We start from the raw sequence: 15,294 nt of genomic DNA, 5'->3' as shown, positions 1-15,294 counted from the left end.
CGGCCGGTAACGTACCGGCATGGCTGACCTTGAAGAACGCGCCAATGTCGTCGCGTCCGGCTCACGGCGGACCGGGGCGGGGGTGGGCGTCCGTCGGCGCCGCGCCGCCGACCTCGCCGACTGCGTCCGGGCCCTGGCCGATGTCCATGCCGCCGACGGCTACCCCGCCGAGTGGCCCGAACGGCCCGCCGCCTGGCTCACCCCGGACGGCCTGCTGGCGGCCTGGATCGCCGAGGCGGACGGCCGGACCGCCGGTCACGTCGGCCTGGCCCGCAGCGCTCCGGGGGACATGGCCCCCGGACTGTGGAGCCGGCGGGCCGGCGGACGCCCGGAACTCACGGCGGTGATCGGCCGGTTGTTCGTCGCCCCGGCGGCGCGCGGACGGGCCGCCGGCGCACTGCTGCTGGCCAGCGCCGTGGCGCACGCGCGGGTGCTCGGGCTGCACCCCGTGCTCGACGTGCTCTCCACCGACACCGCCGCCCTGGCCCTCTACCGCCGCCTCGGCTGGACCCCGCTCGGCAGCGGCGAACAGCGGTGGGCCTCCGGCCGTACGGTCGTGGTCCACTGCTTCGCCGCGCCGAGGGGGTGAGCCGGACGCGGCGCGACCGCCCGGCGTGTCGCCGGGCGGTCGGTCCAGGGCCGGTCCTGGACCAGGATGACTTCGACGCCCTGTTCGAGGCCGACGAAGTCAGCGCCGTTCCGGGTGTGGAACGAAGCGACGGCGACTGCTGATCGGACGGACCTCGGCGATCTCGGTGCCGTTGCGGGTGATGTGGTGGACCTCGCCGGCTTCGACATCGTCGAGTACGGCCTTGGACCGCGCTGCGAGTTCGCGCTGCGTGATGGTCTTCATGCCGCCGATGTGTCGCGCCGTCATGCGCCGTGCAGCAGTCCTTCGACGGCCGGCCTCGATCAGGCCGCGGAGCGGTCGGCGGCGGGGCGGCGGCGGAGGGCGGGGGTGGTGAGGGACGGGGGCTGCCAGGCGCCGTCGGCCCGGTAGAGGTCGGTGCCGGGCGGGACGATGGCGTCGATCCGGTCCAGGGTGGCGTCGTCCAGGACCAGGTCGGCCGCCTCGAGGGCGGATTCGAGCTGCTCCATGGTGCGCGGGCCGATGATCACCGAGGTGACGGCGGGGTGGGCCAGCGGGAAGGCGGTGGCCAGCTCGGGCAGGGTGCGGCCGAGGTCCTCGGCGAGCTCGGTGAAGGCCTCGACCGCGTCCAGCTTGGCGGCGGTGGTGGGCAGCGTCGGGTCGAAGCGGCCCGGGTTGATGGCGGCGCGCCCGGTGGTCAGGTCGACCGGGCGGCCCTTGCGGTAGCGGCCGGTGAGGAAGCCGCCGGCCAGCGGGCCCCAGGTCAGCGCGCCCATGCCGAGCCGCTGCACCACCGGCAGGACGTCCCGCTCGATGCCGCGGGCGAGCAGCGAGTACGGCGGCTGCTCGGTGCGGAAGCGCGGCAGGGCGCGGCGTTCGGCGACGTGGTGGGCGTCCACGATCTGCTCGGCGGGGAAGGTGGAGCAGCCGAAGGCGAGGATCTTGCCGGCCCGGACCAGGTCGCCCAGGACGGCGAGGGTCTCCTCGATGTCCGTGGTGTGGTCCGGCCGGTGGATCTGGTAGAGGTCGATCCGGTCGGTGCGCAGCCGGCGCAGGCTCTCCTCCACCTCGCGCACGATCCAGCGCCGCGAGTTGCCGCCGCGGGCCCGGCCCTCGCCCATCGGGAAGTGCGCCTTGGTGGCCAGCACGATCTCGTCCCGGTCACCGCGGGCTGCCAGCGTCTTGCCGACGATCTCCTCGGATTCTCCGGCCGAGTAGATGTCGGCGGTGTCGACGAAGTTGACGCCCCGGTCGAGCGCGGTGTTGATGATCCGGGCGCAGTCGTCGTGGTCGGGGTTGCCGATGGCGCCGAACATCATCGTGCCGAGGCAGTAGGCGCTCACCTCGATGCCGGTGCCGCCGAGGACGCGGTAACGCATGGTGGTACTCCCCAGGTTGGTGGGTCGGTGCTGCGGTGTCGGCTCAGAGGCTAGGAGTTGGAGTGCGCTCCAGCGCAAGGGCCGGCGTGGATCCCCCTGATGGGGGAGCCGGATCAGCAGCCGGGCGGAGGCCGGGGCGGGGTGGCGCGGGCGAGCCTGGGGCCATGGGAGAGCGCGAGTGGGTGCGGGACGGCCGGGCAGTGGCCGGCTGGGGCGTGGGCTACGCCGGGTTCGGGCTGGGCTGTGGGCTGAGCGGGACGGCCCTGTGGAGTGCCGCCTGGCTGGGATGGGTGGTCGCCGGGGTGGGGTTGGCGGCGGTCGGGGCCGGGTGGGCGGCGGCCCGGGGGCAGCCGGGGCGGTGGCTGACGTGGGTGCTCCGGGTGTTGTGCGGACTGGCCGTGGTGGCGTCCTGGAGCCTGCTGATGGACGTGGTGACGCTGCTGTTCGGGCAGGCCGTGGACAGCGTCCCGGACGCGGTGCACAAGGCGCTGGCGGCGGCCGGGGCGCTGCTGCTGGCCGGGACCGCCCGGGCCCGAAGGCCGCTCGCGGAGCGGCCGGTGATTGGTCGCCCGGCGCCCTCGCCGGCCCCGGCGGTCGTCCAACTGGCCGCCTGGGCCGGGAGCCTGGCCTTCCTGCCCTACGTGGTGATGAAGCTGATCTGGGCGTTCGGGGGCAGCTTCGCCGGGGTCAGCGGGGACGAGATGTACGCGAGCTACGTGCACAACGGCTCCTCCGGGCTGTGGCTCGCGCTGGAGCGCCGGGGGCTGGACGGCACCGTGCTGCTGGCGGCGATCGGGGTGTTCCTGCTGTGGGGGCTGGTGCGGCCGTGGGGACAGGTGTTCCCGCGCTGGACCCTGCCGCTGCGCGGCCGGGCCGTCCCGCGCTGGCTGCCGCTCACCCCGGCGCTGATCGGCGCCGTCACGCTGGTGCCGTACGGGGTGGTCGGGATCGGCTACCTGTCGCTGTGCTCGTCCGGGGTGATCGGGATCCGCCAGGGCGAATGGGCCACGCCCGAGCAGGCCCTGGAGGTGGCCTGGGTCGGGGCCTGCGCCTTCGCGGGGTACGGGGTGGCGCTGGCGGTGGCCACCCGCTCGTACTGGCGGCGGACCGGCGGCGGCCGGGCTTCTCCGAAGGTTTGCTGAGATGGCAACAATCCTTGCCGATACCGGATGGTCGGTCGCAGCCTGGCGGTGGAGGTGAGCGACGATGAGCGCAACGAAAACGGCGGAGTACTACGACACGGCGGAGCGCCACGACGCGGTGGTGATCGGCGCGGGCGCGGCGGGACTGAGCGCCGCCCTGGTGCTGGGCCGGGCCCGGAGGCGGGTCGCGGTGGTGGACGCGGGTGAGCCGCGCAACGCCCCCGCCGCCCACATGCAGGGCTTCCTGAGCCGGGACGGCATGCCGCCGGCCGCACTGCTGGCGGTCGGACGGGAGGAGGTCGCCCGGTACGGGGTGGACCTGATCGACGGGCGGGTCGAGCACGTCGAGAACGCCGAGCCCACCGAACTCGGCTTCCTCGTCCACCTGGCGGGCGGACCGGTGCTGCAGGCGCGCCGGGTGGTCGTCGCCACCGGACTGCGGGACGGGCTGCCGGAACTGCCCGGGCTCGCCGAGCGCTGGGGCCGGGACGTGCTGCACTGCCCGTACTGCCACGGCTGGGAGGTCCGCGACCGCCCGCTCGGGGTGCTCGGCACCGCACCCGGGTCCGTCGACCAGGCACTGCTGCTGCGGCAGTGGTCGGCGGACGTGGTGCTGCTGGCCCACACCCTGGAACTGACCGCGGCCGACCGCGAGCGGCTCGCGGCTCGCGGCGTCCGGGTGGTCGGGGGCCGGATCGTCCGGCTGGTGGCCGACGACGGGCGGCTGCGCGGAGTCGAGCTCGACACCGGGCGGGTGGTCAACCGCGAGGCGGTGTTCGTCTTCCCGCAGCCGGTGCCCCGGGACGCCCTGCTCTTCGGGCTGAACTGCGCCCGGGACGACAACGGCTGGGTCACCACCGACCGGACCGGCCGCACCAGCGTGCCCGGCGTCTGGGCCGTCGGCAACGTCGCCGACCCGCGCGCCCAGGTGGTCACCGCCGCCGGGACGGGCGCGGCGGCCGCCTTCGCCCTCAACCACGACCTGGTGGACGAGGAGATCGGACGGGCGGTCGCACTGCGCCGCGCGTCCGGCCCGGCCGTCGCCGCCTGAGCGGTGAAGCTGACCACCGGACCCACCACCGGACCCACCACCGAACCCCCACCACGGAGAGGGAACACCATGTCCGCACAGCAGCACGGCCACCAGCACCACGGGCACCAGCACCACGGCCACGGCCACGTGCCCGCCGCCGACCTCGACTGGGACGCCCTCGCGGCGCACCTGGAGCTGGAGGCCGACCTGCGCGCCGAGGCCGTCACCGAGGCCGGGCGGTGGCTGTCCGGCCTCGCCGGGGACGGCGCGGTGCGCCGGGTGCTCGACGTCGGCGCCGGGCCCGGGGTGATCGCCGGGCTGCTCGCCGAGGTCTTCCCGGCGGCCGAGGTGGTCGCCGTCGACCAGTCGGCCGCCCTGCTGGAACGCGCCCGGGCCCGCGCGGGCGGCCGCCTCGGCACCCAACAGGCCGACCTGCCGGCCGAGTTCGACAAGCTCGGCGAGGCCGACCTGATCTGGTCCGGCAACGCCATCCACCACCTCGGCGACCAGCAGGCCGCGCTCACCGCCCTGGCCGGCCGGCTGCGGCCCGGCGGCCTGCTCGCCGTCGCCGAGAGCGGCCTGCCCGCGCGCTACCTGCCCCGTGACTTCGGCCTGGGCCGACCCGGCTTCCAGGCCCGGCTGGACGCGGTGCACGAGGACGGCTTCGCCGCGATGCGCGCCGAACTGCCCGGCACCACCGAGGAGATCGAGGACTGGCCGGCCATGCTGCGGCGGGCCGGACTGGTCCCCAGCGGCACCCGCACCTTCCTGGTCGACCACCCGGCGCCGCTGGCCCGGCCGGTCCGCGAGTACCTGCGCACCCAGCTCGCACGGCGCCACGACCAGCTCGCCGAGGTGCTCGACCCGGAGGACCGGGCGACTCTGGAGGCACTGATCGAGCAGGACGCCCCGACCGGCGTCCTGCACCGCCCGGACGCCTTCTACCTCTCGGCGATGACCGTCCACACCGCCCGCCGGGACTGAGAACCGCCCCCGCCCGTCGCTTCCGAGACCCCGACGGGCGCGGGGCCCGTGGCGTGGCGCGGCGCGGCCCTAGAGTCCTTGCATGACAGCGAACGAGCAGGGTTTCGTCGTGGTGACCACCACCCACGAGTCCGAGGAGCAGGCCCGGGACCTGGCGGCCGCCGTGGTGCGGGAGCGGCTGGCGGCCTGTGCGCAGGTGTACCCCGTCCGCTCGGTGTACTGGTGGGAGGGCGAGGTGCAGGACGCCGAGGAGTGGCGGATCGACCTCAAGACCCGGGCCGAACTGGCCGACCGGCTGGCCGGGTTCGTCGCCGCGCGGCACCCGTACGAGACGCCCGAGGTCATCGCCGTGCCGGTGGTGTCCGGCAGCCCCGGCTACCTGCGCTGGGTGGCCGGGGAGACCGCGTCGTAGCCGGTCAGGGCGCGACCTGGAGGAAGGCCAGCACCGCCAGCACCCGGCGGTGGTCCTCCTCGGAGGGCGGCAGGTCGAGCTTCAGGAAGATGTTGGCGGTGTGCTTCTTCACCGCCCGCTCGGTGATCACCATCCGCTCGGCGATCGCCCCGTTCGAGCGCCCCTCGGCCATCAGCTCCAGCACCTCGCGCTCACGAGGCGTCAGCCGCTCCAGCGGCTTGGTGCGTTCGGTGTTGCTGACCAGCATCGCGATCACCTGGGGGTCCAGCGCGGTGCCGCCCGCGGCCACCCGGTGGACCGTGGCCACGAACTCGTCGGGGTCGAAGACCCGGTCCTTGAGCAGGTAGCCGATCGCGCCGCTGCCGTCGGCCAGCAACTCCTTGGCGTAGAGCTGCTCCACGTACTGGGAAAGCACGAGCACCGGCAGACCGGGGATCTGCCGGCGCGCCTCCAGAGCCGCCTGGAGGCCCTCGTCGGTGAACGTCGGCGGCAGTCGTACGTCGACGACTGCCACGTCCGGACGTTCGGTGAGGAGGGCCTGGAGGAGGTCCGGTCCGGTGTCCACCGCGGCCACGACCTCGAAGTCGTAGGCCTGCAGCATCCGGATCAGACCGTCCCTCAGGAGGAAGAGGTCCTCCGCGAGTACAACTCGCACGGCAGCTCCATCGTCAGGGTCGTGGGGCCGCCGAGCGGGCTGCGGACGGCCAGGACTCCGTCGAAGGTAGCAAGCCGGCGCTCGAGTCCGCGCAGGCCGGTGCCGCGGGAGGGGTCGGCGCCGCCGGTGCCGTCGTCCGTGATCTGGGCCTTCAGCGTGCCGTTCTCGTACCACAGTTGGACGTCGACGTGGCTGGCGCCGGAGTGCTTGGCGGCGTTGGTGAGCGCCTCGGAGACGGCGAAGTAGAGGGCGGACTCGACCGGGGCCTCGGGGCGGCCGGGCAGCTCGGCGGAGACGGTCACGTTCAGCGGGCTGTCCATGCACAGGGCCCGGACGGCGTCGGCGAGGCCGCGGTCGGCCAGCACCGGGGGGTGGATGCCGCGGACCAGGTCGCGCAGCTCGTTGAGGGCGGAGGCGGAGGCCTGACGGGTCTCGGCGAGCAGCTGCTTCGCGGCCTCCGGGTCCCGCTCGACCAGGCGCTCGGCCACGCCCAGGTTCATGCCCATGGCCACCAGCCGGGCCTGCGCCCCGTCGTGCAGGTCCCGCTCGATCCGGCGCAGTTCGGCGGCCTGGGTGGTCAGCGCGTCGCGCCGGGTCTCGGTGAGGTGGGCGACCTTGCGCTCAGCGGCCAGCGCCTCGGCACGGGCGGTCGGGCCGAGCAGCGACTTGGCGAGGGCGGTGTGGGCCCGCATGACGGCGGGGGCGACGGCCAGGCCGGCCAGCATCACCGGGACGCCGAACAGGGCGGCGGTGCCGGCCGCACCCGAGCTGGTGACGTGGATCCACAGGTACCAGGTGTTGCCGCCGTTGTCGGCGATCGACTGCCAGAACTGGGGCAGCACCAGGCCGAGGACGCCGTACGCGACCACCGTGAGCGGGAGGATCGCCAGCGTGAAGCCGACCATCGGATCGACCAGCAGCCAGAGCAGGTCGCGCCAGGTGGCCTGGTCGGACAGCATCGCCTGGCAGCGCTTCCAGGCTCCCTTGAAGCCCGCTTCGGCGTCCGGCAGCGGCTGGTAGGGGTCGCGGATCTCCACGCCGGTCCAGTCGGCGGCGAGCCGGCGCCGCAGGCCGGCCAGGCCGCGGATCGCGACGATCGTGGGCGGAACGAGCAGCGCGCCGACGCCGAGGCCCAGCAGGGAGGCGGCGACCGTGGCCGCGGTGAGCAGCAGCAGCTGCGGCACCGCGAGGGCGGCCAGGACCGGGCCGCGCAGGCAGGACCGGATGGCGTTGCCCAGCGCCCGGAGCGGGTTCCGCCCGGAGCGGCCGGTGGTGTCGGTGTTCTGCACGTTGTTCACAACTCCCGTGGTGATGCTGCTGGTCATGACCGCTCGGCCCTTCCCGTGACGGCCTCGCGGCCGGTATCCCTACCCGTTGCTTGCTGACGACATCCAGACTGCCGTCCGCCGCGATTCCGATCACTGGGCCCTGGACCCCTCTTGGTGGTACCTGGGTACACCCCCCGATCGACGACCAGAGGCCATGTCCCCGGGAAGGGCGTCCCTCCTAGTGTTGTCGGTGTCGGGAGGCGACCCGCCACAGAGCGCCGGAGCCTCCACAATCAATCTTTCCCGAAGGGGAGTTCATCATGAGCGAGCGACGTGCAGAGGCGAACCGGCCGCTGGCCGAGCGGGGTTGGGTCCGACTCGTGATGGTGCTGGCGGCCATCGGCCTGTTCCTCTACGGGCTCACGCCGGACGGTGCCCACGCGGCCACCACGACGGCGGGCAGCGGGAGTTCGGCGGCGGGCGGTTCGACGGCACCACCCGACCCCGGGTCGGTGAAGCGGCTGTTCGACGAGATCGTGCCGAAACTGCTCGCCGAGCACAAGATCCCCGGCGCGGCGGTGAGCGTGGTGGCCGGCGGGCAGCAGGTCTTCGCCGGCGGGTACGGGGTCTCCGACGTGCCGAACCGCAAGCCCGTCGACCCGGCCCGGACGGCCTTCTTCATGGGCTCCGACGCCAAGGTGTTCACCGCCGTCGCCGTCCTCCAGCAGGTCCGGGCGGGCAAGTTGGACCTCCACGCGGACGTCAACACCTACCTGACCGCCTTCAAGATCCGGGACAGCTACCCGGGGCGCCCGGTCACCGTCGAGAACCTGCTGACCCACACCGGCGGCTTCGACGACACCTTCATGGGACTCGCCGAGGCCGAGCCCCGGAACAGCGGCGGCCTCGGGCCCGCGCTGGCCGCCCACCAGCCGGACCGGGTCCGGGCCCCCGGGACGACCGCCGCGTACGACAACTACGGTGTCGCGCTCGCCGGTTACCTCGTCGAGGTGGTCTCCGGCCAGCCGTTCGACCAGTACGTCGCCCAGCACGTGCTGCAGCCGCTCGGCATGGACCACACCACCTTCACCCAGCCGCACCCCGCCCCCATCGACGCCGACCTCGCCCACGGGTACCGGCCGGAGGGCGGCGGGCAGACCGAGACCAAGGGGCTGTACGGGCCGCTGACCCCGACCGGGGCGGCCGCCGTCACCACGGCGGGCGACATGGGGCGGCTGATGCTCGCCCAGCTGCACGACGGGACCTTCGACGGCCGGTCGATCCTGGACCGGGAGGGCGACGCCCTGCTGCTCGCCCGGCACTTCGGGCCGGACCAGCGGATGCCCGGGATGGCGTACCTGCTCGAACAGCGCACCCGGAACGGGCAGCAGCTCCTGGTCAAGGACGGGGACGTGCCCGGGTTCCACAGCAACCTGGCGCTGCTGCCGGCACAGGGGGTCGGGCTGTACGTGACCGTCAACGGGGACGGGGAGGGGGCCACCGGGGGGTGGATGACCCAGCAGGTGCTGAACGACTTCGTCGATCGCTTCTACCCGGTGGGGGGTGCGTCCGCTGGGGGTGCGCGGGCGGGTGCGGTTGGTGCGGGTGCTGCTGGTGTGGTGGGTGGGGACCTTTCGAAGTTCACCGGGGACTTCCGGTCGACTCGGGTCAGCCAGTCGAACCTGACCAAGGCGGCGGCGCTGACGGGGTCGGTGCACATCGCCGCCCGTGACGGGCGGCTCGTCGTGAGCGGGCCGGTCACCCGGGATCCCTCGGTGGGGGAGACCCAGTGGGAGCAGGTGCAGCCGGGACTCTTCCAGCAGGTGGGCGGCAGCGGTCGGATCGCCTTCGAGCTGGACGGGGACGGAGACGTCACCTCGATGCTGACGGACAGCGACCCGACCATCGCGTACGAGCCGCTGGCGTGGTACCAGGCTCCGGAGCTGCACCAGCGGATCGCCCTGGGGAGCCTGGTGGTGCTGGTGCTGACCGTGCTCGGGTGGGGGCTGGCGGCGGTCGTGCGGGCGGCGCGGGGCAAGGGGCGGGCCGGGCAGCCGGCGGCCCGGCTGCTGGGGTGGCTGACGGGGGCGGTGCTCGTGGTGGCCACGGCGGGGTTCGCCCTGCTGACCTCGGACTCCAACGCGCTGAACCAGACGCTGTTCCTGGGGGACTCTCCGCTGCTGAAGGTGGTACCGGCGATGTACCTGGGGGCGGCGGTGCTCACCCTGCTGATGGTGATCTGTGCGGTGGTCGCCTGGCGGCGGGGCTGGTGGGGGGTGTTCGGGCGGCTGCACTACACGGGGGTGACGGTGGCGGCGCTGGTGTTCCTGGTGCTGGCGGGGGGATATGACCTGATCGGGACGGGGCAGATGGCGGGGTCGTTGGATCTGATCGGGTGAGGGGGCGGGGGAGGGAGGCCCGGGGCCGGGGAGGCTCCGGGCCTTTCGGGCTTTTTCCGGGTGGGTTCTTTCCGGGTGGGGGGTGGGGTTGTTGTCGGGGGTGGGGGGGCTCGGGAGGGTGGGTGACGCCGGGGCGGGTCCCTCCCGCCTCGGTCGGGTGGGGGAGGTGCGGCGTGGGCGCGCGGGGCGTGGCCCGCGCGCCCACGGAGGGGAGGGGGTGGGGTGGGCGCCCAGGGGGATGGCCCCGGCGTGCGCGGCGGGCCACCGAAGCGGGACGGGGTCAGGCGACGATCTGCCAGGAGGTGGTGGGCGTCGGGGGTCTGAGGGAGACGTCGTGCCAGCGGACTCTGCGGGGGGCGGGGTGGTGTCCGGTGGTGGCGGCCTGGGTTCTGTGGCGTTGGAGGAGGAGGACGGTGAGGGTGGCGATCTCCTCGGGGGTGAGGTCGGTGCGGTCGGTGCGGAAGAGGGGGGTTCGGTCGGTCATTCCGGGCCTCCGGGTGTGGGAACCCCGACGGCCCCGACGCGGGGCGTCGGGGCCGTCGAGGGGTGGTGAGGGGTGGGTCAGGCGCGCTTGACCAGCAGGAGGCGGTGCATGGGGGTGTCGAGCAGGGAGACGCGGCGCAGGCCGGCGTCGGCGAGCCACTGGTCGTAGTCGTGGACGGTGAAGGCGTCGCCGCCGCCGGTGGCGAGCATGGAGGCGGCGAAGAGGCGGAAGAAGCGGTTCTGGGTGTTGCCGTCGGTGCTGTCCTCGTCGACGATGTGGTCGGCGATGGCTATCACGCCGTCCTCGGTGAGGGCCTTGGCGGACCGGAGCAGGAGCTCGCGGGCGGACTCCGGGGTCTGCAGGTGGAAGATGTTGACGAAGAGGGCGACGTCGACGCCGGTGCCCCAGTCGTCGGCCCAGAAGTCGACGATCTCGGGGTTGAAGCGGTCGGCCACGCCGAGGCGGTGGGCCTGGGCGTTGGCGATCGGGATGATCCGTTCGGCGTCCAGGGCGCGGGCGTTGAGGCCGCTGAACTCCTGGAGGAGGAGCTGGCTGTAGATGCCGGTGCCGCAGCCGACGTCGAGCAGGGTGCGGCCGGTGCCGTCGGTCCAGCCCTGCTCGCGCAGGGCGGTGGCGAGGGTGGCGGCGATCGGCGGGGCCCAGAAGTTGATGCCGCGGACGAGGGAGGTGTAGTCCTCCTCGGAGATCTGGTTGAGCTGCTGGGAGCCGTCGGAGTTGCGGGCGCCGGTGCGGACGTTGGTGGCGAGGTTGCGCCAGGCGCTCCAGGCGACGTTGCGGTCGTGCCGGATCTTGCCGACCAGGCTGTACAGGCCCTCGGGGGCGAAGATGTCGTGCATCTCCGGTGGCAGGGTGTAGACGGCCTGGCCGTCCGCCGCGCGGCTGCGCTCGACCACGTCGTAGGCGGCCAGGCCGTCGAGCAGGACGCGGGTGGCGCGCAGGTCGGTGCCGAGCTTGCTGGACAGCTCGCTGGCCGTGGCCGGGCCGCTGATCAGCGCGGTGAAGGCGCCGAGGTCGTGGGCGGCCTCGATGACGCCGGTGGCCCAGATGCCGATGAGGTGCTCGTACATCCGGTGGGCGGCGTTGACGCCGGTGCCGCGGCCGGGGAGCAGCTCGGTGTCGACCAGCGGGGTGTGGTTGTCGAAGGTGCGCACGGCGGGAATGGTCATGGTCGTTGCTCCTAGTAGAGGTTGACGGTGCGTCTGGTGGTCACAGGACGATTCCGCCGTCGATCTGCAGGACCGAGCCGGTGAAGTAGGCGGACTGCGGGCCCGCCAGGAAGGCGACCGATTCGGCCACCTCGTCCGCCGTGCCGAAGCGGCCGAGCGGGATGTTCTTGAGGGCCTCGCCGCGCTGGGCGTCGGTGAGCACCGAGGTCATGTCGGTCTCGATCATGCCGGGGGCCACCGCGTTGACCCGGACGCCGTAGCGGCCGACCTCCTTGGCCAGCGCGCGGGTGAGCGCGATGATGCCGGCCTTGGAGGCCGCGTAGTTGCTCTGGCCGGGGTTCCCGTAGAGGCCGGAGACCGAGGAGAGCGTGATGATGGAGCCGCCGCGGCGCTTGACCATCGGGAAGGCCACCGCGCGGCAGAGGTTGGCGGTTCCGGTGAGGTTGGTGTCGGTGACGGCCTGCCAGTCCTCGTCGGCCATCAGGAGGAGCGGCTTGTCGCGGGTGATGCCGGCGCTGGCGACGGCGACGGTGATCGGGCCGAGCTCCTGTTCGGTGCGGGTGACCCAGGCGCGGACGGCGGCGGCGTCGGTGACGTCCACCCGTTCGGCCAGGACGCCCACGCCGAGGGCGTCGAGCTCCTTGGTGAGGAGGTCGGCGGCCTGCTGGTCGGACTGGTAGCAGAAGCTGATCGGGTGGCCCTCGGCGGCCAGCCGCAGGGCGGCGGCCTTGCCGATGCCGCGGGAGCCGCCGCTGATCAGGGCGGTGCCGGAGGTGCTCATCGGTCACCGCCGGTGAGGCGCAGGACGGCGCAGGCGGCCAGGCCCTGGTGGTCCAGCGAGGCGATCACGGCGACGCGGCCGGTGGCCGTGGGGTCGTGCTCGGCCAGGGACAGCACGGTGGTGAGGGAGAAGACAGTGCCGGCGGAGCCGGTGTCACCGAACAGTGCGGGGACCCGGTCGACGGCCTCGGCGCCCACCAGTGCGGCGAGCTGGTCGCGGGCCGGCTGCCCGGTGACGGCCGCGGCCCAGACCTCGTCGGGGGTCGCGCCGGCCTGGTCGAGGGCCTCGCGGACGACGTCGGCGAGGGCCCGTGCGGGGTCGTCGTCGATGTCCAGCCGGACGTCCAGGGCGAGCAGTTCGGCCAGCACCCGGCGGCCGGGCGGCAGTGTCCTGGCGGTCTCCATCAGCAGGACGACGCTGCCCTCGCCGAGCGGCTGCTCGGCGAGGCCGGCCAGCCACTCGCGGGTGGTCGACTGCTCCTCCACCGCGCCGACCACGGCGCGTTCGGCGCGGTCGGCGGCCAGCAGGCGGCGGGCGTAGCCGAGGGCGAGCAGGCCGCCCGCGGCGCCGCCGGCCAGGGTGGTGTTGGGGCCCTTGAGGTCGAAGCGGATGGCGGTGGCCGCGGCCGGTCCGTTCATCAGCACGTTCGGCATCAGCTGGGCCGGCACGTCGTAGGGCTTGTCGCCCTCGAAGGAGGCCCGGCTGAACCCGGCGGAGCTGTGGGCGCTGCCGAGGGTGGTGCCGAGGACGAGGGCGGTGCCGCCGCCGGTGGCGATCGGGCTCTGTGCGGCCTCGGCCTCGTCGAGCAGTTCGCGGACGGCGGTGACGGCCAGGCCGGTGGCCCGGTCGAAGGTGCGGGTGCCGGCCTTGCCGAGCACCTTGCGGGTGTCGAAGTCGGGCACCTCGTGGGCCGGTTCCCCCCGGCCGACCCCGGCCGCGAACGCTTCGCGGCCGAGGCCGAACGGGGAGACGGCGGACCACGCGGTGATCAGCGGCGCATCCCGGTGGATGGTGCTGGGGCTCATGCGCCCACCTCGCTGTGCTCGGCGGGGGCATTCGCCCACGCGCTCCTCTTGATGGTTCGCTCGCTGCGCTCGCTCATGCGCCCACCTCGCTGTGCTCGGCGGGGGCATTCGCCCACGCGCTCCTCTTGATGGTTCGCTCGCTGCGCTCGCTCATGCGCCCACCTCGCTGTGCTCGGCGGGGGCATTCGCCCACGCGCTCCTCTTGATGGTTCGCTCGCTGCGCTCGCTCATCGAACAAGTTCCTCGTCGTGGCGCCCCAGGACGACGGAGGCGTTGTTGCCGCCGAAGGCCAGGCCGTTGTTGACCACCACCCGGAGGTCCGCGGGGACGGAGTGGTTGGGCACGCAGTCGATCTGGCACTGGGGGTCGGTGGTGCGGTGGTTGACCGTGGGCGGGACGAACCCGTGGGCCAGCGCGAGCGCCGAGGCGGCCGCGCCGAGCGCGCTCGCCGCGCCCATGGAGTGGCCGAGCATCGCCTTGAGGGCGACGGTGCGCGGCGGGTTGTCGCCGAAGACCTCGCGGATCGCACGGGTCTCGGTGATGTCGTTGGTGGGGGTGCCGGTTCCGTGGGCGGAGACCAGGTCCACCTCGTTCGCCTTGACCCCGGCGTCGGCGAGCGCGAGCTCCATGCAGCGGGCGACGCTGGCCTGGTCGGGTGCGGTCGGGTGGTGGGCGTCGCAGTTGAGCCCGTAGCCGAGCAGTTCGGCGTAGATCCGGGCGCCGCGGTGCCGGGCGGATTCGAGCGTCTCCAGGACGAGGACCCCCGCGCCCTCGGCCGTGAGCAGCCCCTCCCGGTCGGCGTCGAACGGACGGCAGAAGTCCGAGGAGACCAGGCCGAGCCGGCTGAACCCGGCGAAGGTGCGGCGGCAGATCGCGTCCGCGCCGCCGACGACGGCGATGTCCGCCTCGCCGCTGCGGACGGCGTCGAAGCCGTCGCCGATCGCGTAGTTGCCGGCCGCGCAGGCGGTGCCGAGGACGGCCGGGACCGCCCGGGGGAGCCGCAGCTCCCGGGCGATGGCCAGGGCCAGCTGGTGGGACGGCAGCCGGCCGGCCACCAGCTGGTCCGCCGGGTGCTCCGGGCCCTTCGCCACCGACTCGGCCATCATCTTGTCGAGTTCGGCGGCCTCGCCGTCGGTGGTGCCGACGGTGATCTGGGCGCGCAGTCCGGCGAGCTCCTGCTCGTCGAGGCCTGCGTCCTGGACGGCCATCCGGGCCGCCGCGACGGCGAACTGGGTGGCGCGGCCGAGCTGTTCGACCGGGAGGCGGTGGATCCACTGCTCCGGCCGGAAGCCGTCGACCTCGTGGCCGAAGGTCCGGAGGAAGCCGGTGGTGTCGAAGCTGGTGATCGGACCGGCGCCGCAGCGGCCCTCGCGCAGGGCCGAGGTGAACTCCTCGACCCCGTTGCCGATGCTCGACAGGACGCCGATGCCGGTCACCACCACGCGCTGGGGTTCGTTCATCGCGCGTTCGCCCGGGACAGGACCTCCAGCACGGCGGACAGGTTGACCATGTTGGCCAGCTCCTCCTGCGGGATGGTGACGTGGAACTCCTTCTCGAGGCGGGCGAGGACCTCGATGGCGTTCAGCGAGTCGGCGCCGTAGTGGTCGATGAAGTGGTCGGTCAGGGTCAGCTCCTCGACTTCGAGGTCCAGGCAGTCGGCGACGATCTCGCGGACCTTGGCCTCGTCGATGGCGACAGCGCTCATGGTGTGCTCCTCAGGGGTGTCGGTTGGGTGGTGCTCAGGCGGTTGCGTCGATCAGGCTCTGCGGGCGCAGGTCGGTCCAGGTGCGCTCGATGTGGTCGAGCGCCTCCTGCCGGGTGCTCGCGCCCTTGACGGTCCGCCAGCCGGCCGGGACCTCGGCGAAGGCGGGCCACAGGCTGTGCTGGTTCTCGTGGTTGGCGAGTACGAGGAAGGTGCCCTGCTCGTCGTCGAACGGGTTGCTCATGATTCTGGTC

The 15,294-nt window shown here is 73.6% G+C and carries 17 protein-coding genes; 6 read left to right on the top strand and 11 right to left on the bottom strand.

Translation table 11 applies throughout. The annotated features are described in order from the left end of the window. The first annotated feature begins 19 nt into the window (after window positions 1-19). A complete protein-coding gene (locus BOQ63_RS22650) occupies window positions 20-589 on the top strand; it encodes a GNAT family N-acetyltransferase (protein WP_078938756.1) in 570 nt (189 codons plus the stop codon). A 99-nt stretch (window positions 590-688) separates the two neighbouring features. On the opposite strand, the gene BOQ63_RS22645 is transcribed toward BOQ63_RS22650, so the two are convergent. Both BOQ63_RS22645 and BOQ63_RS22640 read right to left on the bottom strand, forming a co-directional pair. After that, a complete protein-coding gene (locus BOQ63_RS22645; protein WP_223886019.1) occupies window positions 689-877 on the bottom strand; it encodes a type II toxin-antitoxin system Phd/YefM family antitoxin in 189 nt (62 codons plus the stop codon). Between the two features lie 35 nt (window positions 878-912). After that, window positions 913-1,968 carry an aldo/keto reductase gene (locus BOQ63_RS22640; RefSeq protein WP_030290363.1) on the bottom strand — a complete coding sequence of 352 codons (1,056 nt, stop codon included), beginning with the start codon at window positions 1,966-1,968 and terminating at the stop codon, window positions 913-915. Window positions 1,969-2,132: 164 nt separating this feature from the next. Between BOQ63_RS22640 and BOQ63_RS22635 the strand changes: the two genes are divergently transcribed. The 4 genes from BOQ63_RS22635 (at window position 2,133) to cutA (ending at window position 5,539) form a co-directional block, all read left to right on the top strand. Beyond that, the gene (locus BOQ63_RS22635; protein ID WP_072654867.1) at window positions 2,133-3,110 is read left to right on the top strand and encodes a hypothetical protein; all 978 of its coding nucleotides are present in this window, start codon (window positions 2,133-2,135) and stop codon (window positions 3,108-3,110) included. Between the two features lie 64 nt (window positions 3,111-3,174). Further along, window positions 3,175-4,161 carry an NAD(P)/FAD-dependent oxidoreductase gene (locus BOQ63_RS22630; protein WP_072654866.1) on the top strand — a complete coding sequence of 329 codons (987 nt, stop codon included), beginning with the start codon at window positions 3,175-3,177 and terminating at the stop codon, window positions 4,159-4,161. Window positions 4,162-4,230: 69 nt separating this feature from the next. Next, window positions 4,231-5,127, top strand: coding sequence for a class I SAM-dependent methyltransferase (locus BOQ63_RS22625; protein WP_030552833.1), 897 nt, complete (start codon window positions 4,231-4,233; stop codon window positions 5,125-5,127). An 82-nt stretch (window positions 5,128-5,209) separates the two neighbouring features. Continuing rightward, on the top strand, window positions 5,210-5,539 hold the full coding sequence (cutA, locus tag BOQ63_RS22620) for a divalent-cation tolerance protein CutA (RefSeq protein WP_030552835.1): 330 nt from the start codon (window positions 5,210-5,212) through the stop codon (window positions 5,537-5,539). A gap of 4 nt (window positions 5,540-5,543) precedes the next feature. Here the strand turns inward: cutA and BOQ63_RS22615 are convergent, their stop codons facing one another. Next, the gene (locus BOQ63_RS22615) at window positions 5,544-6,194 is read right to left on the bottom strand and encodes a LuxR C-terminal-related transcriptional regulator (protein ID WP_030290358.1); all 651 of its coding nucleotides are present in this window, start codon (window positions 6,192-6,194) and stop codon (window positions 5,544-5,546) included. After that, complete coding sequence (locus BOQ63_RS22610) at window positions 6,158-7,519, bottom strand: sensor histidine kinase (RefSeq protein ID WP_078656412.1); 1,362 nt, start codon at window positions 7,517-7,519, stop codon at window positions 6,158-6,160. The genes BOQ63_RS22615 and BOQ63_RS22610 overlap by 37 nt, the downstream gene beginning before the upstream one ends. Before the next feature lie 263 nt (window positions 7,520-7,782). On the opposite strand from BOQ63_RS22610, the gene BOQ63_RS22605 reads away from it, so the two are divergent. Then, a complete protein-coding gene (locus BOQ63_RS22605) occupies window positions 7,783-9,861 on the top strand; it encodes a serine hydrolase domain-containing protein (protein WP_051835524.1) in 2,079 nt (692 codons plus the stop codon). Between the two features lie 280 nt (window positions 9,862-10,141). Here the strand turns inward: BOQ63_RS22605 and BOQ63_RS22600 are convergent, their stop codons facing one another. The 7 genes from BOQ63_RS22600 to BOQ63_RS22570 all read right to left on the bottom strand — a co-directional run bounded on the left by BOQ63_RS22600 (window position 10,142) and on the right by BOQ63_RS22570 (window position 15,284). Further along, on the bottom strand, window positions 10,142-10,345 hold the full coding sequence (locus BOQ63_RS22600; protein WP_030289549.1) for an acyl-CoA carboxylase epsilon subunit: 204 nt from the start codon (window positions 10,343-10,345) through the stop codon (window positions 10,142-10,144). A gap of 77 nt (window positions 10,346-10,422) precedes the next feature. Continuing rightward, on the bottom strand, window positions 10,423-11,532 hold the full coding sequence (locus tag BOQ63_RS22595) for a class I SAM-dependent methyltransferase (RefSeq protein WP_072654863.1): 1,110 nt from the start codon (window positions 11,530-11,532) through the stop codon (window positions 10,423-10,425). A gap of 40 nt (window positions 11,533-11,572) precedes the next feature. Next, a complete protein-coding gene (gene fabG / locus BOQ63_RS22590) occupies window positions 11,573-12,313 on the bottom strand; it encodes a 3-oxoacyl-ACP reductase FabG (RefSeq protein ID WP_030289545.1) in 741 nt (246 codons plus the stop codon). Then, window positions 12,310-13,338, bottom strand: a complete 1,029-nt coding sequence (locus BOQ63_RS22585) for a beta-ketoacyl synthase N-terminal-like domain-containing protein (protein WP_030556679.1) — start codon at window positions 13,336-13,338, stop codon at window positions 12,310-12,312. The genes fabG and BOQ63_RS22585 overlap by 4 nt, the downstream gene beginning before the upstream one ends. 227 nt (window positions 13,339-13,565) lie before the next feature. After that, window positions 13,566-14,798 (bottom strand): beta-ketoacyl-[acyl-carrier-protein] synthase family protein, encoded by a 1,233-nt coding sequence (locus tag BOQ63_RS22580; protein ID WP_030289536.1) that lies wholly within the window; start codon window positions 14,796-14,798, stop codon window positions 13,566-13,568. Then, window positions 14,795-15,043, bottom strand: a complete 249-nt coding sequence (locus BOQ63_RS22575; protein WP_030289534.1) for an acyl carrier protein — start codon at window positions 15,041-15,043, stop codon at window positions 14,795-14,797. The genes BOQ63_RS22580 and BOQ63_RS22575 overlap by 4 nt, the downstream gene beginning before the upstream one ends. 34 nt (window positions 15,044-15,077) lie before the next feature. Continuing rightward, a complete protein-coding gene (locus BOQ63_RS22570; protein ID WP_030289532.1) occupies window positions 15,078-15,284 on the bottom strand; it encodes an MbtH family protein in 207 nt (68 codons plus the stop codon). Window positions 15,285-15,294 lie beyond the last annotated feature (10 nt).

Origin of the sequence: Streptomyces viridifaciens, assembly GCF_001888885.2 — a bacterium.
In the GTDB taxonomy this organism is placed as follows: Bacteria; Actinomycetota; Actinomycetes; order Streptomycetales; family Streptomycetaceae; genus Kitasatospora; species Kitasatospora aureofaciens.
This window is presented reverse-complemented; position numbering and strand designations above follow the sequence as displayed.

Bases quoted from the DNA above. Each gene is read 5' to 3' on its own strand.
- BOQ63_RS22650 (WP_078938756.1), top strand. From the start codon at position 20: ATGGCTGACCTTGAAGAACGCGCCAATGTCGTCGCGTCCGGCTCACGG.
- BOQ63_RS22595 (WP_072654863.1), bottom strand. From the start codon at position 11,532: ATGACCATTCCCGCCGTGCGCACCTTCGACAACCACACCCCGCTGGTC.
- BOQ63_RS22635 (WP_072654867.1), top strand. From the start codon at position 2,133: ATGGGAGAGCGCGAGTGGGTGCGGGACGGCCGGGCAGTGGCCGGCTGG.
- BOQ63_RS22585 (WP_030556679.1), bottom strand. From the start codon at position 13,338: ATGAGCCCCAGCACCATCCACCGGGATGCGCCGCTGATCACCGCGTGG.
- BOQ63_RS22630 (WP_072654866.1), top strand. From the start codon at position 3,175: ATGAGCGCAACGAAAACGGCGGAGTACTACGACACGGCGGAGCGCCAC.
- BOQ63_RS22575 (WP_030289534.1), bottom strand. From the start codon at position 15,043: ATGAGCGCTGTCGCCATCGACGAGGCCAAGGTCCGCGAGATCGTCGCC.
- BOQ63_RS22580 (WP_030289536.1), bottom strand. From the start codon at position 14,798: ATGAACGAACCCCAGCGCGTGGTGGTGACCGGCATCGGCGTCCTGTCG.
- BOQ63_RS22570 (WP_030289532.1), bottom strand. From the start codon at position 15,284: ATGAGCAACCCGTTCGACGACGAGCAGGGCACCTTCCTCGTACTCGCC.
- BOQ63_RS22600 (WP_030289549.1), bottom strand. From the start codon at position 10,345: ATGACCGACCGAACCCCCCTCTTCCGCACCGACCGCACCGACCTCACC.
- BOQ63_RS22645 (WP_223886019.1), bottom strand. From the start codon at position 877: ATGACGGCGCGACACATCGGCGGCATGAAGACCATCACGCAGCGCGAA.
- fabG (WP_030289545.1), bottom strand. From the start codon at position 12,313: ATGAGCACCTCCGGCACCGCCCTGATCAGCGGCGGCTCCCGCGGCATC.
- cutA (WP_030552835.1), top strand. From the start codon at position 5,210: ATGACAGCGAACGAGCAGGGTTTCGTCGTGGTGACCACCACCCACGAG.
- BOQ63_RS22610 (WP_078656412.1), bottom strand. From the start codon at position 7,519: ATGACCAGCAGCATCACCACGGGAGTTGTGAACAACGTGCAGAACACC.
- BOQ63_RS22640 (WP_030290363.1), bottom strand. From the start codon at position 1,968: ATGCGTTACCGCGTCCTCGGCGGCACCGGCATCGAGGTGAGCGCCTAC.
- BOQ63_RS22625 (WP_030552833.1), top strand. From the start codon at position 4,231: ATGTCCGCACAGCAGCACGGCCACCAGCACCACGGGCACCAGCACCAC.
- BOQ63_RS22605 (WP_051835524.1), top strand. From the start codon at position 7,783: ATGAGCGAGCGACGTGCAGAGGCGAACCGGCCGCTGGCCGAGCGGGGT.